This window comes from Mycolicibacterium bacteremicum, from assembly GCF_002086115.1.
Lineage (GTDB): Bacteria > Actinomycetota > Actinomycetes > Mycobacteriales > Mycobacteriaceae > Mycobacterium > Mycobacterium bacteremicum.
In genome coordinates, this window is sequence record NZ_MVHJ01000020.1 from 47,428 (window position 1) to 73,104 (window position 25,677).

The window sequence follows — 25,677 nt, forward strand, 5'->3', positions numbered from 1 at the left end:
GTCTTGGAACTCACAGCCACAGTCATACGGTACGCGGGAGCAACACCGTGGCAGCAGCGCCGTGCGGACGGCGCCGCGGCTGCGCAACTCCCTCCGGACAGCCGCACGAGGTACCTTGCCCGCATGGAGATGTTCACCCCGACCCTGGACTGGGGCGACGAGCTGGTCACCTCGCTCATCTGGATCGCCCGGGCGTGGGCCATCGCGGCGGTGAGCACCCTGGTGGTGCTGGTGCTGTTGGCGAAGTTCACCACCTGGGGTCGGCAGTTCTGGCGCGTCACCGGTTCCTATTTCTCCGGTCGGGAATCGCTGAGGGTCTGGTTGTGGCTGTCGGCGATCCTGCTGTCGGTCATCGCCGGCGTGCGCATCGACGTGCTGCTGAGCTTCCAGGGCAACGACATGATGAGCGCGGCCCAGGTTGCGGTGCAGGGCCTGTCCGGCGGCGACGAGGCCGTCCGTCAGTCCGGGGTCGACGGATTCTGGTTCGCCATCTGGACTTTCGCGGTGCTGGCCACCATCCACGTGACCCGGGTGATGCTCGACCTGTTCATGATGCAGCGGTTCATGTTGGCCTGGCGCGCCTGGCTGACCGGGCGGCTGACCAACGACTGGCTCGACGGCAAGGCGTACTACCGCAGCCGGTTCATCGACGACACCATCGACAACCCGGATCAGCGCATCCAGGCCGATATCGACATCTTCACCGCCAACATCGGACCGCTGCCCAACACCCCGAACAACACCAGCGGCGCGACCCTGCTGTTCGGGGCGATCGAGGCCATCGCATCGGTCATTTCGTTCACCGCGATTCTGTGGAACCTGTCGGGCAACTACGAGATGTTCGGCGTCAACGTCCCGCGCGCGATGTTCTGGATCGCGATCGTCTACGTGCTCATCGCCACGGTCATCGCGTTCTGGATCGGCCGCCCCATCATCCGGCTGACCTTCGACAACGAGAAGTACAACGCCGCCTTCCGGTACGCGCTGGTGCGCTTGCGCGACGCCTCGGAGTCGGTGGCGTTCTACCGCGGCGAGGTCGCCGAAAGGGTGCAGCTGCGCAAGCGGTTCGAACCGATCGTCGCCAACTACAAGCGCTACCTGAACCGGTCCATCGGGTTCTACGGCTGGAACCTGACGGTCAGCCAGATCATCAATCCGTTGCCGTGGATCATCCAGGCGCCGCGCCTGTTCGCCGGCGAGATCCAGCTCGGCGATGTCTCGCAGACCTCGTCGGCGTTCGGCAGCATCCAGAATTCGCTGTCGTTCTTCCGTAACTCCTATGACGCGTTCGCCGGCTGGCGGGCGTCGATCATCCGTCTGCACGGCCTGGTGATCGCCAACGAAGAGGGCCGCGCGCTGCCCGAGCTGACCGTCGAGCCGTGCGGCAGCTGCCCGGTCGAGATCCAGGACGTCGACGTCCAGACGCCATCCGGCGAGGTGCTGATCGAAGACCTGAACCTGTCGATGTATCCCGGGGACACCCTGATCATCACCGGCCAGTCCGGCACCGGCAAGACGACCCTGCTGCGCAGCCTCGCCCAGCTGTGGCCGTTCACCAGCGGCACGCTGCGCTGCCCGGACGGCATCAACGAGACGATCTTCCTGTCGCAGATGCCCTATGTGCCGCTCGGTGACCTGCGCGCCGTGGTGTCCTACCCCAAGGGTCCCGATGAGCTCACCGACGCAGAACTGACGAGCGCACTGGAGAAGGTGTCGCTGCCGCAGTTGGCCGGCCGCCTGAACGAGGTGGCCGACTGGGTCAAGGTGCTCTCACCCGGCGAGCAGCAGCGCATCGCATTCGCGCGGGTGCTGCTGACCAAACCGCGGGTGGTCTTCCTCGACGAGGCCACCTCGGCGCTGGACGAGGGCCTGGAGTACACCATGTACAACCTGGTGCGCCGGGAGCTGCCGGACACCATCCTGGTCAGCGTCACCCATCGCAGCACCGTCGGTCAGCATCACGAGCAGCATCTGCATCTGCTCGGCGGCGGCCAGTGGGTGCTCGGTGACGTCGACGCCGAGACCGGCAAGCCCCGCACGGCGCCCGCACCGGAGTAGTCCCGGCCTGACGTCCTCGGTTCGAGTGTCGGCTTGGGTGCGAAGAATCGTCGAGATCTCGCACACAAGCCGACGTTCGGTGCGACGTCTCACCTACCGCTGCGCCGCGTGTCCGCCCGCCCGCCGCCCGAAGAACGAGCCCTCGCCCAGCTGTACCCCGCTGGCGTACCCCTTACCGTCACGGGCGATGTTGGACGCACACGCCCCCGCCGCGTACAGCCCGGGGATCGGGGCACCTGCCGCGTCGAGCACCTCGCCGTCCAGTGACACCGTCAAGCCACCCATGGTGAACCCGGAGTACATCGCCACCCCGAGCGTGAGGTCGAAGACCGCAAATGGCCCGGTGTCCTGGGCGGCGAGGTAATCCGGCTGCTTGTGGAAATCGGGGTCGACCCCGTCCGCTGCGTTGGCGTTGTAGCGCTCCAGGGTGGCCGCCAGATTTCCGGACGGGATCCCCAGCGCCTCTTCGATCTCGGCGACGGTCTCGTAGCCGTCGATGAACTTGATCAGCGGCATCTCGGGCATCTGCATGTGCGCCTCGTCGACGATGAGGTAGGCGGCCTGGTCGGGCTGCTCGAGCACGAACGCCGAGGTGCGGGAATGGTAGGAATCCTCGGCGACGAACCGCCGGCCGTCCTTGTTCACGATCACCCCGGTCAACAGGATCTCCGGCGGGTAGGCCGCCGCGGTGATGAACGCCTGGTCCAGATTCTTGGCCACCCCGCCCGCCGACACGCCCAGCTTGATGCCCAGGCCGTCGTCGTTCGGGTTGCCCAGGATGTACGGCGCCACCATGCCGTGATGCTTGGTTTTGCGTTCCTGCCCGAGCTCGGGGGTGTACTGCGCCACCATCTCGGCGTTCATCGCGAACCCACCCGCCGCGATGACGACCGATTTCGCCTTGACCGCACCGGTTTCGGTGAAGTGCTTCCACGCCACGCCGACCACGGCACCGTCGGAGACGACCAGGTTGGTGGCACCGGTCTCATAGCGGAACTGCACGCCGAGTTCGGCGGCCCGCTTGAGCAACAACTGGATCACCATGTCGGCGCCGCCGAGTTCGCCGGGCACCGGCACCGAATGGCCCCGCGGCGCCGGCCTGGCCTGCTCGATGAACGGCCACACCTTCTCATTGCCGGTGTAGGACAACCCCTCGGTGCCCGGCGGCACCACGACCTTGCCCGGGTAATAGCTGCGCTCGAACTGAAAGCCAAGCGACTCAAGCCAATCGAAGTGTTCGACACTCTGGTCGCAGTAGGCACGGATCTTGTCCAGCTCCGGATCCTCGGTCACCGCGACCAGATACTTGTACATCTCCTCGGGACTGTCCTCGTGCCCGGTCGCCTGCTGCACCGCTGTACCGCCACCGAGGTAGAAGTGCCCGCCGGCCATCGAGGTGGTGCCCCCCGCCGCGGCGGCCCGCTCCAGCACCAGCACCCGGGCGCCGGACTCGGCCGCCGTCACCGCCGCGCACCCCCCGGCGATGCCGAACCCGACGACCACCACGTCGACGTCGTCGGAGAAGGCGCCGGCTTCGGTGGCACCGACGGTGGCCGGGATCTGCTGCAGGGTCATGTTGTCTCCTCGGGCGCGGTCACTGTTGCTGCTGTTTGATGTGGTCGAAGAAGGCCTGAATCTCGTCCGGGATATAGGCGATCTCGAGGTAGGGCACGCCGGCGGCGGCGCCGTCGACGTAACCGAAGCGCATGCCGCCGGGCATCACGCCCCGGGTGACGACGGGGGCACCGGCGGCGCCGGCCTCGTGCAGCGCGGCCTCGAAGGCGTCCTCGTCGGGAACCGCGCGGCAGATGTGATGCAGACCGGGGCCGGAGGCCGCCAGGAATTCGGCGTAGATGCTGTCGCCGCGCACCGGGGCGATCAGCTCGAGCTGCAGATCACCGGCATAGCTCAGCGAGATGTCGGCGACGAAGTCCGCCGGCGCACCGCGATGGGTGCAGCCGTCCGGCCCGAAGTGCACACCGGGCATGCGGAACCACGACCGCGTACCGAGCAGCGCGGTGAGAAGCCGCTCGGTGGCGTCGAGGTCGCCGGTCACCCAGGCAACCTGGACAGGTGTCTGATCAGCCATCGCAGTGAGAATATCGCCAGCGCGCCGGGATGGCTAGAACAGGTTCTAGTTTTGCCCCGCGTCGCCGGTCAAGGTGCGCGCCAGCACCTCGATCTGGGCGTCGAACACCGCGCGCGGGTCGGTGAGGGTGTCCGCCCCGTACTGCCCGAACACCTCCAGGCTGATGGCACCGACCAGCGCGGCCCAGACGAGCAGGCACCGAATCATCAGCCGGTCACCGCCGGCAAAACCGAACTCCTGCCGGATACCGTCGAAATCGGAGGAAACCGGTTCGCCGACAGCACCTTTCGGATCCATCACCACTCCGTCGCGCACGCCGTCGGCGATGACCGCGAACAGTGTGGCGATCACCCGGGTGCCCGGCCCCACCGTCAACTCGGCCGGCGCGTGATACCCGGGCACCGGACTGCCGTAGAGCAGCGCCCAGCGCGCGGGCTGCGCCAGCGCCCAGGCGCGCGCGGCATGAGCCAGCGCTGCGAACCGGGTTCCCCACGGCCCGGACGCCGCGGCGGCATCGACCGCGTCGGCGAGTTCGTCGTAGGCATCGACCAGGAGCAGTGTCAGCAGATCATCGCGACCGGCGACATAGCGATAGACGGCCGAGGACACCATGCCGAGGTCGCGGGCGATCGCCCGCAGCGACAGACCGGCCGCCCCATCGGTGACCAGGTGCCGACGTCCGACCTCGATGATCGCCGCCTCGATCCGTTCCCGGGTGTCCTGCCGCTTGCCCACGGCGGCCAGTCTGCCACAAACGAGAACACTGCTCTTGAATTTCTGGCGAGTCGATGTCACAGTTGAAAAGAGAGCACCGCTCACACTTTGAAAGGATCGAGATGACCACTCGTTACGACGAACCGAACCGCCTCGCCCGGGCAGCCAACGCCGTCATCCGGCAACTGGCCGAATTGGGTGTCGAGATCGCCGGCAGTCGCGCGCTGCGGGTGCGCGGCCGCACGACCGGCAAGTGGCGGCCGGTCGTGGTCAACGTGTTGACCGTCGACGGCCGCGATTATGTGGTGGCCACCCGCGGGAACACGCAGTGGGTACGCAACGCCCGGGCGGCAGGGTTCGTGGAAACCGGCCCGCGATGGAGGCGCACCCGGCTACGCGTGGTGGAGATCGCCGATGCGGAGAAGCCGGATCTGATCCGGCGTTATCTGGATCGTTGGTTCTGGGAAGTGAAGGGTCACGCCGGCGGGCTGACGCCCTCGTCGACCGAATCCGAGGTCAGGGAGATCGCCGCCTCGATACCGGTGTTCGAGCTGGCCGGCTGAGTACCGACCGCCTCGCGGATCCGCGGGACGGTGGCCTGCCAGGACACCGCGGTCGGGGCGCCGCCCCAGGTGCTGTTGAACAGGCCGACGATGACGGCGTTGCCGTCGGGCCCCACGACGTACACCGGACCGCCGGAGTCACCCTTCTGACTGACCACACCGTCCTTCATGGTGAACCAGCCGTTGTTGACGGCGGCGACCGTCCCGCAGCTCTCGCCGGTCACGATGCCGAAGTGGCAGACCGGCTGCCCCGGCTGTTGCACCGGCAGCGACTGGTCCATCACCAACGGGCGCCCGCCGGGCAGCGCGGTGTTGACCGCGACATCGGGATGCAGGGTGATGGCGCCCCAGTCGGCGAGTTGGTGGTCGCCGGTGACCGTGGCACCGTCCGGGGTGTTGTCATCGAAGAGGGCCATCGCACCGACGACGTTGCCGAACCGATCGGTGACCGGGCCCTCGCCGCGGCAGTGACCGGCCGTGAAGGCCACCCGGGCCACGGGATCGACGAATCCGAGCGTGCACATCGTGCTGCCCTGCCGGATCTCCATGCCGGGGTGCACCGTGACGCCCGGATCGGCGCCGGCCGGGGCCGCCGGGGACAGCGTCACGGCCGCGGCGGCCGCCGCGACCATCGTCAGGAACCGCCGTGCACGCATCCAGCCCTCCGATCCTCCCACCCCTTGCGGACGAAGCTACCGGGGTGCTGTCAGGGGAATCGGATAACGGTCAGATCTCGTTACACCACACGTCTCGTAACAGCCCGTGTGTCACACCAGTAACACGCGCACCATAACGTAACGTTCTCGACCCCCTACGGCAGGGTGAGGATCTGTCCGGGATGGACCAGATCGACGTCGGTGAGACCGCTGGCATCCGCGATTCGCCGGCTCTGGTTGCCGTCGCCGTAGAACCGTTCCGCGATCCCCCACAACGTGTCGCCGGACACCACGGCGTAGGTCCGCGGCCCCGGGCACGGTGACGCCGGAGCCGGTTCGGGCTTCCTGGCGCGTTGAAGTCGAATCCCCATGGCGTTCTCCCCTCGTCCCACCAGCGTAGACACCACCGCGCGTGGGCGGCCCGGTTTGAACCCGCCACACAAGTCCGATCAGGAGTCGAAGCCCAGGCCCAGCTTGTCCAGGGTGCGCAGCAGCAGATTGCGCCGGCCGGCCGCATGGTCGGCGCGGTCCAGCGACCACCGGGTTGCCTGGATTCCCACCGAGGCGACAGGTTCCGGCGGGAATGGGAGCGGCTTCCTGCGCACCATCTCCAACCGGGTGCGCGGCGTCGACACCCCGTCCAACAGGTCGAGACAGACATCGGCGGCGAACCGGGTCGCGCCCACGCCCAGGCCGGTGAACCCGTTGACATAGGCGACCCGCCCGCGGTGTGCGGTGCCCCAGTGCGCGCAGAACCGGGTGTTGGTGTCGATGGCGCCGGCCCACCGGTGGCTGAACCGGACATCGTCGAGCTGCGGGAAGGTGATGAAGAAGTGCTCGGCCAACCGCCGGTAGGTCTGCGGCCGGTCCTCGTAGGCCGGATCGACCCGCCGGCCGAAGTGATAGACGGCGTCATAACCGCCCCACACGATGCGGCTGTCGGCGCTGAGCCGGTAGTAGTGGAACTGGTTGGCGCAGTCCCCGACACCCTGGCGGCCGGCCCAGCCGATCCGGTCGAGCTGCGCGGCGGTCAGCGGCTCGGTGGACAGCACATAGTCATACACCGGCACGGTGAACCACCGATTACGCCGCAGCAGGCTGGGAAACACGTTGGTGGCCAACACGACCTGCCGCGCGGTCAGCACGCCCGAGCCGGTGCCGACCCGCAGGCCACCGTCGGCCGACTCCAGCGACTGCGCCCTGGTCTGCTCGTGGATCTGCACACCGGCCTCCCGGCAGGCGCGCGCCAGTTCCACGGCCAGCTTTGCCGGATGCACCAGGGCACAGGTGTCCGGTTCGAACAGCCCCGCCCGGTAGGTCGGCGAGTTGACCTGCGCGCGCACCTGGTCCGCGTCCAGGAAGCTGCCCTCCCCCGCCGCCGCCGACTCGGCCAGCCAGTCCACCTGATGCGGTTCGGTGGCCACCGTGAGCATGCCGGTGCGCTCCCACTCGGCGTCGAGCCCGAGTCGCTCGATATCGGCGGCCATCCCGTCCAGGTTCTGCCTACCGAGTTCTTCGAGCGTATCGAATTCAGCTGCCCACCTTGACTTACCGTTCTCGGTCCCGTGGGTCAGGCTGGCGTCGACGAAGCCGCCGTTGCGTCCGGAGGCGGCCCACCCGATGCGGTCGGCCTCGATCAGCACGACCTTGCGGTCGGGGTGCCGTTCGGCGGCGTGCAGGGCCGCCCACAGTCCCGTGTATCCGCCGCCGACCACCAGCAGATCGCAGTCCTGCGAGCCGGTCAGCCGCGGATAGTCCGGGCGCCAGATGTCCAGCCACATGGGAGCGAACGTGCTTGTCGCCAGCGAACGTTCGATCAGCGCGGGGTCGACATGGGCATCGAAGACGGTTCTCACCCTGGGCACCCTACGTGCTCGGTGCAGCGGCCGCCGACGCTTCGGTCGGTGACACCGCCGGCCCATCGCCGACCGGTCGGGGCGACCACCCGGGCGGGCCGAACGCATAGCCGAGCTTGTCCCGCCAGCGGCGCGCGCGGCGTACATCACGGGCGATGGCGACGTACTCGTGGGTCTGCAGCGTCCAGATGTTGAAGGTCTCGACCTGTTTGGTCAATCCATAGTGCGGCCGGAACAACTCGTCCTGATAGCTGCCGAACATCCGGTCCCAGATGATCAGGATGCCACCGTAGTTCTTGTCCAGGTACTCCGGGTCCATGCCATGGTGCACGCGGTGGTGCGACGGCGTGTTGAAGACGAATTCGATTGGCCGCCACAGCTTGTCGATACGCTCGGTGTGCACCCAGAATTGGTAGATCAGGTTCACCGAAAAGCTGGCGAACACCATCCAGGGCGGCACCCCCAGCAGGGGCAGCGGAATCCACATCAGGATCTCGCCGCTGTTGTTCCACTTCTGCCGCAGGGCGGTGGCGAAGTTGTAGTACCGGCTGGAGTGATGGGCCTGATGGGTGGCCCAGATGAGCCGGACCCGGTGCGCGACGCGGTGATAGGTGTAGAACAGCAGATCCACCCCGAGCAACGCGATGACCCACGTGTACCACCGGTCGGCGGGCAGCTGCCAGGGCGCGAGGTAGGCGTAGATGGCTGCGTAGCCCAGCAGCGCACCGGCCTTCCACGCCGCGGTGGTGGCCACCGACACCAACCCCATCGACAGGCTCGCCCACGCGTCGCGCCGCTGATAGGCCCCCGCCGGGCTGCGCTGCGAATCCAGATGTTCGAGCCGGCGTGCGGCGGTCCACTCCAGGATGAGCAGCAGCAGGAAGAACGGGATGGCGAACAGCACCGGATCGCGCATCTGCGGCGGCAGCGCGTCGAGCAACCCGGCGACGGCATCCATGCCTGGAGCCTATCGGGTCACATATCCGGCTCAGCGGAAGCTGAGTACCTCCGTGCCCCAGGTTCCGCGCTGGACGCGGTCGGGGTCGGAGACCACCTGGTCCACGCGGCCGATCAGCAGGTTGGCCCGGTCCTCGTGGTCGTAGCGGCGCCACGGCGGCGCGCCCTCGGCGGCGGGGGTCCCGCCTGCGGCGAAATTGCACCAGCGCGCCCGCATCCGGCGGGACACCTCGGTACCGGCGGCCAGCCCGCCCAGCTTGAAGGTCGGGTCACGGCGGCCGGCGACCAGGTTGCCGAAGACGTAGGGCAGCTCGGTGGCGTGCGCGCCGCCCAACCCGACCGCGCGCAGCATCGGGGTGGACCAGTCGAACCGGTACATGTAGACGGGGGCGACCTCGCCGTGTCCCTCGGCGAACCAGATCGTCGGCATCCGGAACCCCACGTCGCGCGCGACGCCGAGCCCGGGCTTCTTGCCCCGCCCCCGGTACACCGCACCGATCTGCGCCTGGTCGGGGATCTGCAGCTCGGGCTGCTCGGCGGCGATGGCAGCGAACATCTCGGTGATGGCCCGGCCGGTGATCGGCAGCAGCGGTGAGCGCATCCAACGGAACAACGCTGCCTCGTGCTCATTGGTCCCGATGATCAGGGGTACCGGAAGGGTACGGCCGGCGCGGGCGACCTGTACCGGATAGTCGGGTACCAGGTCGCCGTCGACGATGGGCGCGAAACCCAACGTGCCGGGCGAGAGTCGGGGTACATCGTTGAACAACTGCTTGGACGCGGCGATGATCGCAGGCACCGGCAGCGTGCCCAACTGATCGGATTGTCTAGCCGTCATCCCGAGTTCGCCGAGGAACTGCGCGCCGATGCGTTGTGCCCGCTCCCGGTCGTAGACGGAGGTCACCGGCGAGCTCTGCGCGATGGCCCGACCGAACAGACCCTCGGCGGCCGGGCTGGCCAGCAGGGTGGTCACCACACCGGCACCGGCCGATTCGCCGAACAGCGTCACCCGTTCGGGGTCGCCACCGAAGTTGGCGATGTTGTCGCGGACCCAGTGCAGCGCGAAGAGCACGTCGCGCAGACCGGGATTGGTGTCGAAGCCGTCGCCGAGCCAGGACAGATCCAGGAAGCCGAATGCCCCCAACCGGTAGTTGACGGTCACCACGACGACATCGCCGTCGGCGGCCAGCACCCGGCCGTTGTAGAGCGGCTGCGCACTCGAGCCCAGCACATAGGCGCCGCCGTGCACCCAGACCAGCACCGGCTTCGGTTGTCCGGTCCGGCGCGGCGCCCAGATGTTCAGCGTCAGACAGTCGGTCCCCTGCGGAGCGCCCAGATCCAGCGGCACCCGCGGATCGGTCGGCTGCGGGCACACCGGGCCCATCCGGGTGGCGTCAGCGGGCTCGGTCCACTGCTGCGGCGGCTGCGGCGCCCGCCAGCGCAGGTCGCCGACCGGCGCGGCGGCGTAGCGGATGCCCAGCCAGTGCTCGACGGTGCCGTCGCCACCCCCGCGCACGGGGCCGTACCGGGTATCGACGACGGCGGCGTCGTCCACCGCATTCTGCGTATCGGTCACGTCCTCCATAGTGGCACCGCGCCGGTCCCGCGCACCGATTCGTGATGCGACCCATACATTCACTCGCGCTGCTCACAACCCTCGGCACCGGCCCGACGTGACCGTAGCCTCACCGGCCATGGCCATCGACATCGCTGAAACCGCCACCACCGTCCCCGTTCTGGACACCGCCGAGGCAGCGCTGGCCGCTGCCGACGCGGTGGCCACCGAGTTGGCCGCCCGGTCAGCCGAATACGAGCGTGCGGGCACCTCGCTGGAGCCGCAGCTGCGCCTGGTCGCCGAGGCCGGTCTGCTCTCCGTTCCGGTGCCCGCCGCGCACGGCGGGCCCGGCCTGCCCGCCTCGATACAGATTGAGGTACTGCGCAGACTGTCCCGCGGCGACGGGTCGGTCGGGCAACTGCTGCTGGCACATTTCGTTATCTCGCAGGCGATTTCGGGCCTGCCCATCGACCAGCAGCCCGCGCCCCGCATCTACGGCGATATCCTGGCCGGTGGTCAGCTGGGCAACGCGACCGCCGAACGCGGCACCGCCAGTGCGCTGGACCGGCGCACCACCGTGACGCGCCGCGCGGACGGTACCTGGGAGCTCAACGGTGTGAAGTACTACGCCACAGGAACTCTGGGGGCACGCTGGATCGCGGTGGCCGCGCTGGTGGCCGACAAACCCGGTGAGACGGCGACGATGTTCGTCCGGCCCGACCAGGACGGCGTCACCCTCGATCTGGAGAAGTGGTCGGCGTTCGGGCAACGCGGCACCCGCAGCGGTGAGGTGCGCCTCGAACGTGTTGTCGTCGAGGACGACCTGGTCATCGAGGAGGGGCCGGCACCCGATCCGGTAGACGGCCCGCCGACCGTGCTGGGCGCCTACGACCAGGCCCTGCACGCCGCGATCGACATCGGGATCGCCCGCGCCGCACTCGAAGACGGCGCGCAGTTCGTGTCGACACGGACCCGGCCGTGGAAGGAGGCGCTCGACGCCGGGATCGACCGCGCCGACGAGGAGCCGCACATCGTGCGGCGGTTCGGCGAACTGACCGCACGGTTGTGGGCGCTGGAGGCGCTGCTGGCCCGCGGCGCGGCGCTGGTGGACGAGGGTCAGGCCGCCGAGGAGTTGTCCCGCGACGCGGCGGCGCAGGCCAGCCTTACCGTCGCCGCGGCCAAGGCGCTGGCCCAGGAGTTCGGCGTCGAGATCGCCGGCGGCATCTTCGAACTCACCGGCACCGCCGGCACCGACGGTGAGGTGAACCTGGACCGGCACTGGCGCAATGTGCGTACCCACTCACTGCACGACCCGGCCCGCTGGAAATACGTCCACCTGGGCAACCACACGCTGCGTGGCACCCGGCCGCCGCGGCTGGGCCTGGTCCTCTAGGAGGTACCGATCATGGGATATGACAACAACTTCTACCTGACCGGCAGCATCAACCAACCCACCGTCGAGGATGCCTTCCGGTTCGTCGGTACCCGGTTGCAGCGGCGCGACGCGGGACGCACCGCCGGGGTGAAGCGGGTACCCGATGGTGAGCCCGGCGACCGGGCCAACTGGGTGCTGACGCAGACGCCCCACTTCCTGGACAACCCGACGCTGGACGTGGTCGACATCGCAGGCCGCAGGCTGGCCCGACTCAAACCCGGTAGCACCGCGGCGGATATCCGATTCCCGGCATTCGACTACGCCGACCACGCCATCGCCTCGTATGCAAAGTTCCGTGCCGCCCGGGACCGCGGCGAACTGGCACCCGAGTCCAAGTTCCTGGTGTCCATCCCGACACCGTTCAACGCGGTGAACTTCTTCGTCGACTTCGATTCGCAGGTCGAGGTGGCCCGCGCCTACGAGGTGCCGTTGCGCGACAGCGTCGAGCAGATCCAGGCCGCCATCCCACACCGGGATCTGGCGATCCAGTGGGACCTACCGGTCGAGGATGCCACCGTCGAAGGGTGGTTCCCCAACCCGTACAAGGACTTCGAGGAGATCTATGCCGTCACCGCACGCCCGGCCTCCTGGGTGTACGAGGACGTCGAGCTGACCTTCCACCTGTGCTACGGCGACTCCAAGTTCGGGGCCTCACCCTTCATGGGGGACCCACCGGACGAGGCGGCCGCCGCCCGCGGCGGTCGGCACGTCCATCCGCGGGACGCATCGGTGATCGTCGCGGTGGCCAACGGGTTGTCCCGCCACGTCCCGCGGCGCATCGATGCCATCCAGGCCGCCACGGTCACGGCCTGGAACCGGCTGGCGCACTGGCAGCCGCTGGCGAATCTGGCGATCGAACCGGAAACCGAGTTCTTCCTCGGGCTGCTGCATGCCGAGGACGGTGCCGCCGGTGCCCGCTACCGGGCCGCGCTGGCCGCGAAGTTCCTGCCCCACTTCGGCATCTCGACCGAATGCGGGCTGGGTAGGCATTCGGCCGACCAGCTCGATCAGGTGGTGGCGGCGGTGGACGAACTGTTCGAGACCCGGCAGGCCGCCCCGGCGTGATGCCCGGCTAGGTTAGCGGCGTGCGCAAGTGGGCCTTGTTGGGTGCAGCGATTGCCGTCGAGGTCGCCGCGACGTTGTCTCTGCGCGCCTCCCAGGATCATTCGGCGTGGTTGATCGTCGTGGTGACCGGTTACGTGTCGGCGTTCGTGCTGATGGCGGCGGTGCTGCGCGCCGGTATGCCGATCGGCGTGGCCTACGGCATCTGGGGCGCGACCGGTACCGCCGCGACGGCCACCATCGCGGCGGTGGTCTTCGGTGAGGCCTTCACCTGGCCGCTGGCGGTGGGGATCGCGCTGATCATCGCCGGCGTGCTGCTGGTCGAACTGGGATCGCACCCCGCCGCCGAGGTGTCGCCGTGATGTGGCTGGCGCTGGCCGGCGCCATCGGCATGGAGGTGCTCGCGACGCTGGCGCTGCGGGCCTCCGACGGATTCCGTCGCCGACGCTGGATCGCGCCGGTGGTCACCGGCTATGCGATCTCATTCACCCTGCTGTGGCTGTCCTTGTCGCTGGGCATGCCGGTCGGCGTCGCCTACGGCGTGTGGACGGCCTGTGGTGTCGCGCTGGTCGCGGTGGCCGCCCGGGTGCTCTTCGCCGACCCCCTGACCTGGAAGATGGCCGCCGGGATCGCGCTGATCGTGGCCGGGGTGCTCACGATCGAGATGGCCGGCGTGGTCCACTGAGCACACCGGGGATGCCGGCGAGTACCGCGACCAGCAGACCCACCGCAGGCACCAGCAGAAGTCCGGTCCGCAGCCCGGCGGCATCGGCGATCAGCCCGATCACCGGTGGCGAGGCCACGAATCCCAGCCGCATCAGCCAGGCCACCGCGGTCAGCCCGGTACCCGGACGCAACCCGGGCAGCCGGTCGGCCCCGTGCATGGCCGCCGGCACCAGCGTCGCGACACCCAGACCGACCGCCGCAAAACCGGCGATCGTGCCCGGCACCGACGGAAAAGCAAGGGCCAGGCCCATACCCGCGGCGATCACCAGACCGCCGGTCCCCGTCACCGCCCGCTCACCGAACCTGTCCACCATGCGATCACCTGTGAGCCGTCCGACGAACATGCACCCGATCAGTGCGACGTAGCCGAGCACCGCAACCGGCCCCACGGCGCCGACCCCGTCGCGCAGGTAGAGCGTGGCCCAGGTACCGCCCACATCCTCGATGACGGCGCCGGCAATGGCGATCATGATCAGCGCGGCCAGCAACGCGTACACCCGCGGGCCGGCCCGGCGCCCGGCGCCGACGGCACCGTCGCGATGTTCGTCGACATGATCCGGGCCGGACAGCAGAAACCGATACGCCGTCAGTGCCACCGCGGCGAACAGCACGGCGACGATGCCGAGGTGGACCGCGCGGTCGATCCCCAGGGCGATGGCCGCGGCACCCATCGAGCCGCCGAGAAGGCCGCCGGCCGCCCACACCGCATGCAGGGAGTTGATGATCGACCGCCCGTAACGCTGCTGAACCCGCAGGCCGTGGGCGTTCTGCGCGACGTCGGTGACCGCATCGCAGGCACCGCCGACGAACAGCGCCCCGGCCAGCAACGCCGGTGTGCCCGCCAGACCGGCGGCCGCGATCAGAGCGGCCAGCAGCACCGAGGAACCGACCGCGGCCCGCGCCGACCCGAACCTGCGGATGACGGCGCCGGCGGTCAGCCCTGCCACCAGCGCGCCGGTGGCGAATGCCGCGACGACGGCACCGTAACCGGCATTCGACAGGCCCAGGTCGGTCTTGATCTCCGGGTACCGGGGCAGCAGGTTGGCGAACATCGCGCCGTTGGTCAAGAAGAGCGCGGCCACCGCGATCCTGGCCCGGCGGTCCTGCACGGTCATGACTCCGGACACCATGGCCGACGACGATACTGACGCCGGGGCCGGCGACTCCGGCCGGTCCGGCGTGGCCGCCGGCGATCCGGCAAGATTGGGTGCATGACCGAATTGGCCGATCTCGCACAGCGGTACGCGGTGGCAACCGAGTTCGTCGACTGGCGTGGCCAGAGCATCCCGGTGCCCGAGCACACCTTGATCGCCGTGCTCGCCGCGCTCGGGGTGGCGGCGGGCACCGCGGAGGAACGCGAACAGGCCGCGCATGCGCACGACCGCGAGTACTGGGGTCGCGTGCTGCCGCCGACGGTGGTGACCCGGTCGGGCAGCACATCGGCATTCCGGGTGCACGTCACCCATGGTGAGCCGGTCGGTCTGTGGATCCGGTTGGCGGACGGCTCCGTGCGCACCGGGCTGCGCCAGCTCGAAAACAATCGTCCGCCTTACGATCTGGACGGTCGGCTGATCGTCGAGGCCACCTTCGAGTTGCCCGCCGACCTACCGCCGGGCTACCACCGGCTGCACGCCCAGACCGGCGGCCAGGACACCGACACGACGCTGATCGTGGCGCCCGCGAAGCTCGCGCCGCCGCCGCAGCGACAGTGGGGACTGGCCACCCAGCTCTACAGCGTCACGTCCGAACAATCGTGGGGCACCGGCGATCTGACCGATCTGACCGACCTTGCCGTGTGGTCGGCCACCCGACACGGCGCCGGCTTCGTGCTGGTCAATCCGCTGCACGCGGCCGCCCCGGTGGCGCCGATGGAACCGTCGCCGTACCTGCCGACCTCGCGGCGCTTCGTCAACCCGCTGTATCTGCGGGTCGAGGCCATCACCGAGTACGCCCAGTTGCGCAAGCGCGGGCCGCTGCGCAAGGCGCGTACCGAACTCGCCGTCCGGGCCCGCCGCCGCGACGGGATCGACCGTGACGCCGCCTGGAAGGTGAAGCGGGCCGCCCTGCAGCAGGTGTACCGGGTGCCGCGGTCGGCGGGCCGCGAGCTCGCGTACACGGCCTTCTGTGACCGCGAGGGGCGCAGTCTCGACGACTTCGCGACGTGGTGCGCACTGGCCGAGGTACACGGTCCGGACTGGCGTTCCTGGCCGGCCGCGCTGACCCATCCGGACAACCCGGAGGTCGCGGCGTTCGCCGCGGCCAACCGCGTCGCCGTCGACTTCCACCGCTGGCTGCAGTGGCTGCTCGACGACCAACTGACCGCCGCCCAGGCCACCGCCCTCCAGGCCGGTATGGACCTGGGCATCATGCACGACCTGGCCGTGGGCGTGGACCCCGGCGGCGCGGACGCCTGGGCGCTGCAGGATGTGCTGGCCCGCGGCGTCAGCGCCGGCGCACCGCCGGACGAGTACAACCAGCTCGGCCAGAACTGGTCGCAACCGCCCTGGCGGCCCGACCAGTTGGAGCGGACCGGGTATGCGCCGTTCCGCGCACTGGTCAACGCGGTGCTGCGGCACGCGGGCGGGGTCCGCATCGACCACATCATCGGGTTGTTCCGGTTGTGGTGGATTCCGCAGGGCGCGGCCCCGACCGAGGGCACCTACGTGCGCTACGACCACGACGCGTTGATCGGCATCGTGGCGCTGGAGGCATACCGCACCGGTGCCGTCGTGGTCGGCGAGGATCTAGGCACCGTCGAGCCCTGGGTGCGCGACTACCTGAGCGACCGCGGTGTGTACGGCACCTCGATCCTGTGGTTCGAGCGCACCGATGACGGCGCCCCGTTGCCTGCCGAACGGTGGCGCGAGGCGGCGCTGTCGGCGGTCACCACCCACGACCTGCCCCCGACGGCCGGCTACCTGGCCGGCGAGCACATCCGGCTGCGGGAATCGCTGGGCCTGCTCACCCGTCCGGTCGCGGAGGAGATCGCCGACGACCGCACCGAGCAGCAGGCCTGGCTGACCGAGCTGCGCCGCCTGGGTCTCATCGGTGCGGACCCCGACATCGACGAGACCGTCCGCGGCCTGCACGCCTACCTGGGCCGCACCCCGTCGAAACTGCTGGCCCTGGCGCTGCCGGACGCCGTCGGCGACATCCGCACCCAAAACCAGCCGGGCACCACCGACGAGTACCCGAACTGGCGGGTACCGCTGTCCGGACCCGACGGCCGGCGGCTGACGCTGGAGGAGGTGTTCGCCGATCCGCGCGCCAACGCTCTTGCCGAGGTAATGAAAGCGCAGGTACCGACGATGGACACGTGACTGGAGTTTCTACAGGTGTGGTTCTGCGATATGTTCGCACCGCACCGCGACACCCGGAGGTCACGTGAAGAAGCTAATCGGCTTGGGGCTGGGCGCCTGCGCCATTGCGTCGGCGGCCGTCGTCACCGCAGGCACGGCCAGCTCGGACCCGCAGGGCGCGGCTGTCCCGCACAATGTGGTCGGCGAGCCGTATGCCCAGGCCGTCGCGATCCTCAAGAGCATGGGCATCCCGTCGATGTTCGGTGGCGCGGTGGGCAGCGATGTCCAGCAGAGCCTGTGCATCGTCGAGAAGCAGAAGTACATCCCCTCCGGCAAGATGCAGCTGATGCTCAACTGCACCCAGGCGGCCTTCGACGCCGCCGGTGCCAGCCGCTCGACAGGTTCGGGGCCCGGCGGCCGCACGGTCGGCGCGAACGGTGTCACCACCGTGACGCCCACCCCGGTCCCGCCACCGGGGGCCGGCGTGCCGACCTCGCCGAAGCCCGTTCCTCCGCCCGCTCCCTGAGCCGGGCGTCTAGTATTCGCCCATGCCATTGGCGCCTGGGGCGACGTTTGCCGGATACACCATCGTCCGGGCACTCGGCGCCGGCGGGATGGGCGAGGTCTACCTGGCCCAGCATCCGCGGCTACCGCGTCAGGACGCGTTGAAGGTCCTGCTGGCGCAGGTCTCCACCGACGACGAATACCGGCTGCGTTTCGAGCGGGAGGCCGATATCGCCGCCACACTGTGGCATCCGCACATCGTCGGTGTGCACGATCGCGGTGAGAGCGACGGTCAGTTGTGGATCGCGATGGACTACGTCCCGGGCACGGACACCGCGCGGTTGCTGCGCGAAGAACACCCGCACGGCCTGCCGGCCGAACAGGTCACCGAGATCATCACCGCGGTCGCCGCCGCCCTGGACTACGCCCACCAGCGCAACCTGCTGCACCGCGATGTGAAGCCGGCCAACATCCTGTTGTGCCATCCGGAGTCCGGTGACCGGCGGATCATGCTGGCCGACTTCGGTATCGCCCGGTGGTCCGACGACGTGTCCGGTCTGACCGCCACCAACATGACCGTCGGCACGGTGTCCTACGCCGCGCCCGAACAGCTGATGGGCAGCCCGCTGGACGGCCGCTCGGACCAGTACGCCCTGGCCGCCACCGCCTACGAACTACTCACCGGCACACCGCCCTTCCGCAACTCCAATCCGGCGGTGGTCATCAGCCAGCATCTGTCGGCCTCGCCCCCCGCCATCGGCAGCCGCAAGCCCGAGCTGGCGCACCTGGACCCGGTGTTCGCCAAGGCGCTGGCCAAGGACCCCGGTGATCGTTTCGACCAGTGCACCGATTTCGCCCGCGCGCTGGGTCATCAGCTGGCCGGGGACACCTCCGAGCAGACCCGGCTGGCACCGACCCGCGCGCCCGAACCGAAGGTGCGCCGCAAGCGCCCGGCGACCGCGATCGTGGTGGCCGCGGTACTCGCGGTGCTGCTCTGCGTGGCGGTGGTGGTGGCCGCCTTCGAATTCGGCCGCGCCGACGATGAGCAGCGCCCCGCCGCCGCGCCAACCACCACGACCGGCACCCGGCCGTCGACGACCACCGCGCCGGCACCCCCGCCACCGCCTGCCACGACCACCGCGACCGACCCGACCGTCACGGTGACCACCGATGTCAGCACCCCGGCCGCGGTGCCCGTCGTCGGTGCCGACTGCGATCCGGCCGGCGGTACCGGGACCACCGCCGACGGGTCGACCGTCTACTGCGAGACCCTGGCCGGTACCCAGGCCACCATCTGGTCACTGACCTCGGGCACCGTGCCGAGCCCCACCGTGACGACCGACCCGCCGGCCCCCGACGAGGAACCGCTGCCCGGGGTACTGGAGTCCCCGGTGCGCGTCTGCATGCAACAGACCGGTCAGACCCGCCGCGAGTGCCGCGAGCAGATCCGCATCAGCAACGGGCTGCCCTGATCATTCGACCGCGCGCCCGGCCAGCTGCTGCATCAGCTGATCCAGCAGCGGCCGTTGCCCCTTGAGCAGTTTCACGCGGGCCTGCCCGACCGCGAACCACTGCACCCGGTCGAGTTCGGGGTACTGACGCAGCCTGCCGGATCCCCGCGGCCACTCCATCTCGAAGGTGTTGCTGACGGCGTCGGTGACGTCGAGGTCGGCCTCGACGGCGAAGGCCGTGATGACTTTCCCGCTCGGTTGACGCAGCGGCGGGAAATCGATCCGCGGACCGTCGGGCACTGCCAGGCCCACCTCTTCGGCGAACTCCCGTTGCGCCGCGGGCCAGGCCTGCTCGGACCCGTCGAACTCCCCCTTCGGAATCGACCACGCGCCATCGTCTTTGCGCGCCCAGAACGGCCCGCCGGGGTGCCCGATGAGCACTTCGGCTGTGCCGTCGGTCACCCGGAACAACAGCAGTCCTGCACTTGCTTGCGGCATCACCGCAGCGTACTGGGTGTCCGTGACCGGTGGACGCCACTGTTCATCTGCTGTCAACCCTTACGTTCCATGGAATTAGCACCGACCCCGACCGGTTGCACACAGCAGCAGTTGTGAGAAAGAAGGCAGTAAAGCCATGCAGGCAAGAGGATTCGCCGCGTTGGGGGCGGTACTGGCGGGGTCGATGGTCGGGCTGGCGGCGCCGGCTGCGGCGGCCCCGTCCGGACCGGGTAACGCCGAGGATGCCGTGACAGAACTGGAGAGCAGTGGCGTCGTGGTGATCGTGCAACCACACACCAGTGCGCCACTGGATCGTTCGACCGTGCTGAGCGTGCGCCCGGGTGAGAACTACCGGCCGCTCGGCGGCAACCTGGTGTACCTCGACGTCGGCTGACGTAGCGCACGTCATACGGCACCGCGGGGCCCTCGCCGCTACAGTCACCACCGTGGCCGACACCCGGTACAGCCGATATGTCGCGGTGGGCGACAGTCAGACCGAAGGACTCTGGGATCTCGACGATTCGGGGACGCTGATCGGGTTCGCCGACCGGCTGGCCCGGATGGTGGACGCGCACTCGCCCGGGCTGCAGTATGCCAACCTGGCGGTCCGCGGCAAACGGATCGCCGATGTGCTGGAAGTGCAACTGCCGCAGGCCCTGGCGATGCAGCCCGATCTGATCACCGTGTGCGTCGGCATGAACGACGTGACGCGCCCCGGACGCCGGTTCGCCCGCGCCCTGCGGGATCTGGACACCCTGCACGACACCCTGGCGAGCTCCGGTGCGACGGTCGTGACGACCACCTTCCCCGACATCGCCCGGATCCTGCCCGCCGGCCGACTGCTGATCGCGCGGGTGCTGCGCATCAACGACGTCATCCGCGCGGCGGCCGACCGGCACGGGTTCCGCCTGGTCGACCTGTACGACGCCGCGTCGATGACCGATCCGGTCGTGTGGAGCCCGGACCGGGTTCACGGATCGCGCACCGGCCACATGTTGTTCGCCGCCGCCGCGGCGGAGGCCCTGGAACTGCCTGGCGCCAACCATGATTGGGCCGACGTACCGGCCGGCGACGAGAGTCCGACGCTGCGCTCGCGGATGTACTCACAGGTGCTGTGGACGCAGAACATGTTCATGCCGTGGATATGGCGTCATCTGCGCGGACGCAGCGCGTTTCACGGCCACGAGCCGCGGCATCCGCGACTGATCCCGATCTCGGTGCGATCAGAGGCCCAGTAGTCCGGGCGGGGTGATCAGAGCCCGAACGGGTCGAATCCGAAGATCTTGCCGTCACCGATACCGGCGACCGCTGCCGGGCAGAACATCGAGATCGCCACACCGGTGAACATGGTCGCCGGACCGAGCGACATACCGGCGCGGTCGGCGACGGTGGCCGCGGCGTTGGCGGCATTCTGGCCGGGCTGCGACAGCATCGGGCATACCGACTGGCCGAGAGCCAGGGTGTCGACGGCGTTCATGGTGTTCGGCGCCGTCACCCCGGCGGCGTCCAGCGCGTTGAGGAAGACATCGGCCGCGGACTCCGCCCGCGCCGGAGCGGCGAGGGCGAGCACGGCACCGACCGACACGGCGGTGGACAGCACACAGGTGGCGAAACGGCGCATGGCTGGCAATGCTATGCCATCGCGGCGCCCGCGCCGGCCACCGTCAGCTGTGCCAGGCGCCCTCGATCTGCTGGGCGACATCGATGATCCGGGCCTCGCGCGCACCGGGACTGTCGATCTCACCAGCGACGTGTGCCGAGATGAACCGCTTGATCTCGGCATCGATACCGGCCATCACCCGCAGTACCTCGGCGCGCAGCGTGCCCGATGTCACATGGATCGCGATATCGCGGGGTCCGGGCTTTCCGACATCGATGATCAGCAGCAGCGGTTCGGCCGCGCGGGCGGTCGCCTGCAGGACGATCTCCCCGAAGACCATGAAGCGCGGCTTGTCGATCCGCAGATCGATCACCATGTTGATCTCCAGCGGAATCCGGATGTCGAAGGTGATGCTGTCGCCGACCCGGCGGGTCACCCGCGGATACTGCACCCGCACCCGAGCGGTGACCTTGGCGATCCCGCCCGGGCCCTGACCCATCGGTCCCATCTGGAACTCATCGCCGGCGATCGCCCCGATGGCGTCGGCGACACGCTTCTCCGAGACCGCGACCTCGAAGAACTGACGACCGAACTCCTCGTAGCTGATGTACCGGCCCGGCGTGCCTGCGCCCGGTTGGGCGGGTGGGGAACCCTCGGAACTGTCCATGGTGGACATAACGCTCTCACGTACCCGGTACGGCGCTGCGCGACACACCCATCTAACCGGCTTCGTCGGCGAACAGCCGCACCCGCCGGATCCGGGTGGGCCGCACACCCACATCGGCGATCAACACCGCGGGCCCGGGCGCACCGGTGAGACTGACCGCGACATGCCGGCCGGCGGTCAGCAGGGTCTGTCGGTGCATCCCCGCCAGCGCCGCGACGAGCTCGCTGGGCCGCAGCCGCTCGGCGTCCCCGGCGGTGATCTCGACGTCCGGTCCGAGCCTGCGCTTCACCGTCATCTCGTCACCGGCGGTGGCATCGTCGATCAGCTGCCCGATCAGGCGTTTGCCGCGCCCTCCCACGCCGCCCAGACCGCTCGCGAATCCGAACACCCCCGCGGGTCCCTGATTGACCAACAGCGCCCGGGTCAGCTGGACCGCCGCGGGCACCGCCGCCGGGCCGTTGCGGGTGAACTGCCACGCCATCGCCGGCAACTCCCAGAAGGCCTGCAGCCGGTCGATGGCCAGGCCGTCGCCGACATCGGTGACGTCATAGCGCAGCACCGCCGGGATGCGCATGGTCACCATCCCGAAACCGGTCGGGCTGCCCATGCCGACCTCCAGCACCAGGTCGCGCAGCACGGTGTGACCACGCACGATGTCGATATCGCGGTGGAAGGTGATGGTGCGCGGTCCGATGAAGGTGTCGTAGAACTGTTCGATCTCGGCACGTCCGCTGTGCGGACGCGACCCGACCGGGTCCTCGATCCGGCCGTCCGGGGTGAACAGGCCCACCCAGCCGGACCGATCGTGCGCGGCGGCCGCCGCCGGCGAGCGCTCCACCGCCGCCAGAACCGCACTACGTGTTGTGGACATATCCTTGGTTACCACCCCTGCGTGAAGGAGGACGGCAATGAGCCAGAACGGGCCGTTCGGTATCGACCCAGAAGAGTTTGACAGGCTCGCCCGTGAGGCCGGCGAGGGCCTACGCGACGCGCTCGACCGGTTCGGCAAGCGGGCCGGCTGGGCCACCCTGATCGACCAGTTCACCCAGCAGGCCAGACCGGCGACCCCGGAGACCACCGGTGACGCCGGCGACGGGGTCTGGGCCATCTACACCGTCGATGCGGCCGGCGGGGCCCACATCGAAGAGGTGTATCCCAGCGAGCTGGACGCGCTGCGCGCCAACAAGAACAACACCGATCCGGCGCGACGGGTGCGCTTCCTGCCCTACGGCATCGCGGTCAGCGTGCTCGACGCGCCGGAATAGCCCACGAACCCGGGGCCGGCGCCACTAAGCTTTGCCGAGACGATCGGCCACGGTGAAGGTGGGACATGTTTCGTGAACTGACGGTTGCTGCGTCGATGGCGGTCGCCGCGTTGGGTTTTGCTGCGCCGGCCACCGCCGATGACGAGTCCGGCCACTACCCCAACGATGTGCCCGGTATGAACTATCACGCCGCGCTGGGCGCGCCGTGCGAGAACACCCAGCTGTTCACCTTCGGCCGCGGTCGTGGCGGACAGCCGATGAAGTGCAGCTGGATCCCCAACCAGTGGCCGCCGGTCTACACCGGGTTCTGGACGGTGTCCTACGACCTGCACGGTGTGCAGGAGATCGGCGCCCCGTGCTCGGTGCCCCAGGGCGCGGCCCAGACCGCCGACGGCCGGCCGATGCTGTGCCTCGGCGCGCGGGGCTGGCAGCCGGGTGTGCTGACCGGCGACGGATTCTTCCCGGCCTAGGCGGCTCGGTCCGGGCGGCTCGCTCCAGGCGGCCGGCAGGCTGCGGCGAAACCCCCGTACCCGGGGTGTTCTCGTGCGAATCGACCCCGGGTACGCGAGTTTCGCCGGTCAGCGGAAGGCGCGGCTGTAGGCCGGCGGATGCCCGATCTCGACGCCCAGATGCTGCGCCGCCTGCCACACCCAGCCCGGATTACGCAGCAACTCGCGGGCCAGGAACACCGCATCGGCGTCCTCGCCGGCGATGATGCCCTCGGCCTGCTCCGCACCGGTGATCAACCCGACGGCGCTGGTCGCGATCTCGGCCTCCTTGCGGACCCGCGCCGCGAATGGCACCTGGTAGCCCGGCCCGACGGGGATCACCGCATCGGGTGCCGATCCCCCGCTGGACACGTCGACCAGATCCACTCCGAGTGTCTTCAACCGCGCCGCGAGGGTGACGGTGTCGGCCACCGTCCAGCCCGGGCGGGGGTCCTCGGTGTCCCCGCCGAGCCAGTCGGTCGCCGACACCCGGAAGAACAGCGGCAACTCCTGCGGCCACGCCGCACGCACCGCGGTGACGACCTCCAGCGCGAAGCGCATCCGGTTCGCCGGCGAGCCACCGTAGTGATCGGTGCGGGTGTTGGAGTGCGGGGAGAGGAATTGGTGGATCAGGTAGCCGTGGGCTCCGTGCAATTCCAGGACCTTGAACCCGGCCTGGGCGGCCCGGCGCGCGGAGGCGGCGAACGCGGCGACGAGCGCGCCGATTTCATCGACCCCGAGCGCGGCGGGCGCGGGCAGTCGACCGAACGGCACCGCGCTGGGACCCACCGTGGGCCAGCGTCGGTCGTCGGTTCCCCACGGTCGGCCGGTTGACCCCTTGCGGCCGGCGTGCACGATCTGGATGCCGGGCACCGAGCCCTGCGCGCCGATGAACTCGGCGATCCGCGCCAGCCCGTCGGCCTGCCGGTCGTTCCACAGCCCGAGGTCGAAGACGCTGCTGCGCCCGGCCGAGTGTACGGCGGTCGCCTCGACCATGACCAGCGCGGCGCCGGCGACGGCGCGCGATCCGAGGTGCTGCAGGTGCCAGTCGGTGGGCGATCCCTCGGCCGGGCCCGAGGACACCGCGGCGAACTGCATCATCGGTGACATCCACGCCCGGTGGGCGAAGGTCACCCCGCGCAGGGTCAGGGGGCTGAACAGCTGTGCCATGTCTTCTGCTCCTCAGTTCAGGCCGAGATAGGCCAGGGCGGCACGGATGATGCTGTCCCGGCCGGGTCCGTGCTCGACGGCGAAGCGGGCCGGGTCGGCATCGGCCATGTCGAACGGGTAGTCGCTGCCGCACACCACCCGGTCGGCGCCCGCCACGGCGCGCAGCAGGTCCAGCTGCGCGGCGCCGTGGGTGACGGTGTCGAAGTACAGCTCGCCGAACACCTCCTGCGGGGCCCGCGCCCCGGCGGCGCGGACGTCGGCACGCGCGGTCCAGCCATGTGTCCACCGGCCGAGCAGACCCGGCGCGCACCCACCGCCGTGCACGAAGCAGATCCGCAGACCGGGAAGTTGATCCTTCAGGCCGCTGAGGATCAGCGAGGCGACGGCGGTGGCGGATTCGGTCGGGTTGCCGATCAGGTTGTTCAGGTAGTACCGGGACCACTGCGGCTGCGGCAGCTGCATCGGGTGCACCAGCACCGACAGGTCGAGCCGGGCCGCCTCCCGCAGCACGTGCCCGAGCGCCGGGCCGTCCAGTGACTCGCCACCCAGCAGGGGTGGAATAGCCACGCCCGCAATGCCTTCGGTATCGGCGAGCTGCTGCAGCTGCACCGTGACGGCCGCGCTGTCGGCCAGACTGACCAGCCCCAGACCCAGCAGCGCACCATCGGCGTCGGTGACGATATCGGTCAGCGCGCTGTTGAACGCGGCGACATAGCCGTCGGCGTCCGCGCCGGCCTGTAGTGGGAACGCGAACGGCGGTGCGGACAGCACGCGGACGCCGACCTCGTTGCGCCGCATGTCATCCCGGATGGCCGCGACATCGCTCATCGCGTCGGTGGCGATGGACAGCGGGATCTCGCCGAGGAACAACTGGCCGTCCCGGTCGTGCATACGACCGTGCGGGCCGGCCCCGGGGAGATCGAACAACTCCCGCGGCAGCCAGTGCGCGTGCACGTCGATCACTCCGGGCGCCAGGTCTGCGCTGATCATCATGGGTCCTTCCTCGCGATGTCGCTACGAGTGTCATCCGGTGCGGGCACACGCTCAATGTCACCGAACACATA

General features: G+C 69.4%; 27 protein-coding genes and 1 pseudogene. 13 read left to right on the forward strand and 15 right to left on the reverse strand.

Features of this window, described 5'->3' with window-relative positions; all coding sequences use genetic code 11:
* Positions 1–123 precede the first annotated feature (123 nt).
* The gene (locus BST17_RS20330; RefSeq protein WP_083060711.1) at positions 124–2,058 is read left to right on the forward strand and encodes an ABC transporter ATP-binding protein/permease; all 1,935 of its coding nucleotides are present in this window, start codon (positions 124–126) and stop codon (positions 2,056–2,058) included.
* 93 nt (positions 2,059–2,151) lie between these two features.
* On the opposite strand, the gene BST17_RS20335 is transcribed toward BST17_RS20330, so the two are convergent.
* The 3 genes from BST17_RS20335 to BST17_RS20345 are packed head-to-tail and all read right to left on the reverse strand — an operon-like array spanning position 2,152 to position 4,882.
* A complete protein-coding gene (locus BST17_RS20335; protein ID WP_083060712.1) occupies positions 2,152–3,633 on the reverse strand; it encodes an FAD-binding protein in 1,482 nt (493 codons plus the stop codon).
* A gap of 19 nt (positions 3,634–3,652) precedes the next feature.
* The gene (locus tag BST17_RS20340) at positions 3,653–4,147 is read right to left on the reverse strand and encodes a VOC family protein (protein WP_083060713.1); all 495 of its coding nucleotides are present in this window, start codon (positions 4,145–4,147) and stop codon (positions 3,653–3,655) included.
* A 45-nt stretch (positions 4,148–4,192) separates the two neighbouring features.
* A complete protein-coding gene (locus BST17_RS20345; RefSeq protein ID WP_083060714.1) occupies positions 4,193–4,882 on the reverse strand; it encodes a TetR/AcrR family transcriptional regulator in 690 nt (229 codons plus the stop codon).
* 101 nt (positions 4,883–4,983) lie between these two features.
* Here BST17_RS20345 and BST17_RS20350 point away from each other — a divergent pair, with 101 nt between their 5' ends.
* Positions 4,984–5,424: a nitroreductase/quinone reductase family protein gene (locus BST17_RS20350; protein WP_083060715.1), complete on the forward strand. Its 441-nt coding sequence runs from the start codon at positions 4,984–4,986 to the stop codon at positions 5,422–5,424.
* Here BST17_RS20350 and BST17_RS20355 read toward each other — a convergent pair.
* The 5 genes and pseudogenes from BST17_RS20355 to BST17_RS20375 all read right to left on the reverse strand — a co-directional run bounded on the left by BST17_RS20355 (position 5,337) and on the right by BST17_RS20375 (position 10,478).
* Positions 5,337–6,080 (reverse strand): Rv1815 family serine proteinase, encoded by a 744-nt coding sequence (locus BST17_RS20355; RefSeq protein ID WP_083060716.1) that lies wholly within the window; start codon positions 6,078–6,080, stop codon positions 5,337–5,339. The two genes, BST17_RS20350 and BST17_RS20355, sit on opposite strands and share 88 nt — an antisense overlap.
* 155 nt (positions 6,081–6,235) lie before the next feature.
* A pseudogene (locus BST17_RS20360) lies at positions 6,236–6,424 on the reverse strand (LysM peptidoglycan-binding domain-containing protein); the annotation flags it as partial.
* A 105-nt stretch (positions 6,425–6,529) separates the two neighbouring features.
* On the reverse strand, positions 6,530–7,936 hold the full coding sequence (locus tag BST17_RS20365) for an NAD(P)/FAD-dependent oxidoreductase (RefSeq protein WP_083060752.1): 1,407 nt from the start codon (positions 7,934–7,936) through the stop codon (positions 6,530–6,532).
* 10 nt (positions 7,937–7,946) lie between these two features.
* Positions 7,947–8,894: a sterol desaturase family protein gene (locus tag BST17_RS20370; protein ID WP_083060718.1), complete on the reverse strand. Its 948-nt coding sequence runs from the start codon at positions 8,892–8,894 to the stop codon at positions 7,947–7,949.
* Between the two features lie 30 nt (positions 8,895–8,924).
* Positions 8,925–10,478, reverse strand: a complete 1,554-nt coding sequence (locus BST17_RS20375) for a carboxylesterase/lipase family protein (protein ID WP_083060719.1) — start codon at positions 10,476–10,478, stop codon at positions 8,925–8,927.
* Between the two features lie 109 nt (positions 10,479–10,587).
* On the opposite strand from BST17_RS20375, the gene BST17_RS20380 reads away from it, so the two are divergent.
* The 4 genes from BST17_RS20380 to BST17_RS20395 are packed head-to-tail and all read left to right on the forward strand — an operon-like array spanning position 10,588 to position 13,630.
* Positions 10,588–11,841, forward strand: coding sequence for an acyl-CoA dehydrogenase family protein (locus BST17_RS20380; protein ID WP_083060720.1), 1,254 nt, complete (start codon positions 10,588–10,590; stop codon positions 11,839–11,841).
* A 12-nt stretch (positions 11,842–11,853) separates the two neighbouring features.
* The gene (locus BST17_RS20385) at positions 11,854–12,948 is read left to right on the forward strand and encodes a hypothetical protein (protein ID WP_083060721.1); all 1,095 of its coding nucleotides are present in this window, start codon (positions 11,854–11,856) and stop codon (positions 12,946–12,948) included.
* Positions 12,949–12,968: 20 nt separating this feature from the next.
* Positions 12,969–13,307, forward strand: coding sequence for a DMT family transporter (locus BST17_RS20390; protein WP_083060722.1), 339 nt, complete (start codon positions 12,969–12,971; stop codon positions 13,305–13,307).
* The gene (locus BST17_RS20395; protein WP_083060753.1) at positions 13,307–13,630 is read left to right on the forward strand and encodes a DMT family transporter; all 324 of its coding nucleotides are present in this window, start codon (positions 13,307–13,309) and stop codon (positions 13,628–13,630) included. Before BST17_RS20390 ends, BST17_RS20395 begins: the two co-directional genes overlap by 1 nt.
* On the opposite strand, the gene BST17_RS20400 is transcribed toward BST17_RS20395, so the two are convergent.
* Positions 13,599–14,801: an MFS transporter gene (locus BST17_RS20400; protein WP_083060723.1), complete on the reverse strand. Its 1,203-nt coding sequence runs from the start codon at positions 14,799–14,801 to the stop codon at positions 13,599–13,601. The two genes, BST17_RS20395 and BST17_RS20400, sit on opposite strands and share 32 nt — an antisense overlap.
* 81 nt (positions 14,802–14,882) lie before the next feature.
* Between BST17_RS20400 and malQ the strand changes: the two genes are divergently transcribed.
* The 3 genes from malQ (at position 14,883) to BST17_RS20415 (ending at position 18,946) form a co-directional block, all read left to right on the forward strand.
* Positions 14,883–16,991 (forward strand): 4-alpha-glucanotransferase, encoded by a 2,109-nt coding sequence (gene malQ / locus BST17_RS20405; protein WP_083060724.1) that lies wholly within the window; start codon positions 14,883–14,885, stop codon positions 16,989–16,991.
* A 64-nt stretch (positions 16,992–17,055) separates the two neighbouring features.
* Positions 17,056–17,496, forward strand: a complete 441-nt coding sequence (locus BST17_RS20410; protein ID WP_207573685.1) for a hypothetical protein — start codon at positions 17,056–17,058, stop codon at positions 17,494–17,496.
* A gap of 22 nt (positions 17,497–17,518) precedes the next feature.
* Positions 17,519–18,946: a serine/threonine-protein kinase gene (locus tag BST17_RS20415; RefSeq protein ID WP_083060725.1), complete on the forward strand. Its 1,428-nt coding sequence runs from the start codon at positions 17,519–17,521 to the stop codon at positions 18,944–18,946.
* Here BST17_RS20415 and BST17_RS20420 read toward each other — a convergent pair whose 3' ends face one another.
* The gene (locus BST17_RS20420; RefSeq protein ID WP_083060726.1) at positions 18,947–19,423 is read right to left on the reverse strand and encodes an NUDIX hydrolase; all 477 of its coding nucleotides are present in this window, start codon (positions 19,421–19,423) and stop codon (positions 18,947–18,949) included.
* 136 nt (positions 19,424–19,559) lie between these two features.
* Here BST17_RS20420 and BST17_RS20425 point away from each other — a divergent pair, with 136 nt between their 5' ends.
* Positions 19,560–19,817 (forward strand): hypothetical protein, encoded by a 258-nt coding sequence (locus BST17_RS20425; protein WP_133053559.1) that lies wholly within the window; start codon positions 19,560–19,562, stop codon positions 19,815–19,817.
* Between the two features lie 52 nt (positions 19,818–19,869).
* Positions 19,870–20,661 (forward strand): SGNH/GDSL hydrolase family protein, encoded by a 792-nt coding sequence (locus BST17_RS20430; protein ID WP_109750225.1) that lies wholly within the window; start codon positions 19,870–19,872, stop codon positions 20,659–20,661.
* Positions 20,662–20,675: 14 nt separating this feature from the next.
* Here BST17_RS20430 and BST17_RS20435 read toward each other — a convergent pair whose 3' ends face one another.
* From BST17_RS20435 to BST17_RS20445, 3 genes are read right to left on the reverse strand one after another with little or no spacing between them, the layout of a single operon-like run.
* Positions 20,676–21,044 carry a DUF732 domain-containing protein gene (locus BST17_RS20435; protein ID WP_083060728.1) on the reverse strand — a complete coding sequence of 123 codons (369 nt, stop codon included), beginning with the start codon at positions 21,042–21,044 and terminating at the stop codon, positions 20,676–20,678.
* A 43-nt stretch (positions 21,045–21,087) separates the two neighbouring features.
* Positions 21,088–21,690, reverse strand: a complete 603-nt coding sequence (locus tag BST17_RS20440; RefSeq protein WP_083060755.1) for a hypothetical protein — start codon at positions 21,688–21,690, stop codon at positions 21,088–21,090.
* A gap of 52 nt (positions 21,691–21,742) precedes the next feature.
* Entirely contained in the window at positions 21,743–22,561 is an 819-nt protein-coding gene (locus BST17_RS20445) for a nuclear transport factor 2 family protein (RefSeq protein ID WP_083060729.1), read from the reverse strand.
* A 37-nt stretch (positions 22,562–22,598) separates the two neighbouring features.
* Here BST17_RS20445 and BST17_RS20450 point away from each other — a divergent pair, with 37 nt between their 5' ends.
* Positions 22,599–22,955, forward strand: coding sequence for an Rv0313 family protein (locus tag BST17_RS20450; RefSeq protein ID WP_083060730.1), 357 nt, complete (start codon positions 22,599–22,601; stop codon positions 22,953–22,955).
* Between the two features lie 65 nt (positions 22,956–23,020).
* Complete coding sequence (locus BST17_RS20455; protein ID WP_083060731.1) at positions 23,021–23,425, forward strand: hypothetical protein; 405 nt, start codon at positions 23,021–23,023, stop codon at positions 23,423–23,425.
* A 108-nt stretch (positions 23,426–23,533) separates the two neighbouring features.
* On the opposite strand, the gene BST17_RS20460 is transcribed toward BST17_RS20455, so the two are convergent.
* Positions 23,534–24,613, reverse strand: a complete 1,080-nt coding sequence (locus tag BST17_RS20460; RefSeq protein ID WP_083060732.1) for an NADH:flavin oxidoreductase/NADH oxidase — start codon at positions 24,611–24,613, stop codon at positions 23,534–23,536.
* Positions 24,614–24,625: 12 nt separating this feature from the next.
* A complete protein-coding gene (locus tag BST17_RS20465) occupies positions 24,626–25,603 on the reverse strand; it encodes an amidohydrolase family protein (RefSeq protein WP_083060756.1) in 978 nt (325 codons plus the stop codon).
* Positions 25,604–25,677 lie beyond the last annotated feature (74 nt).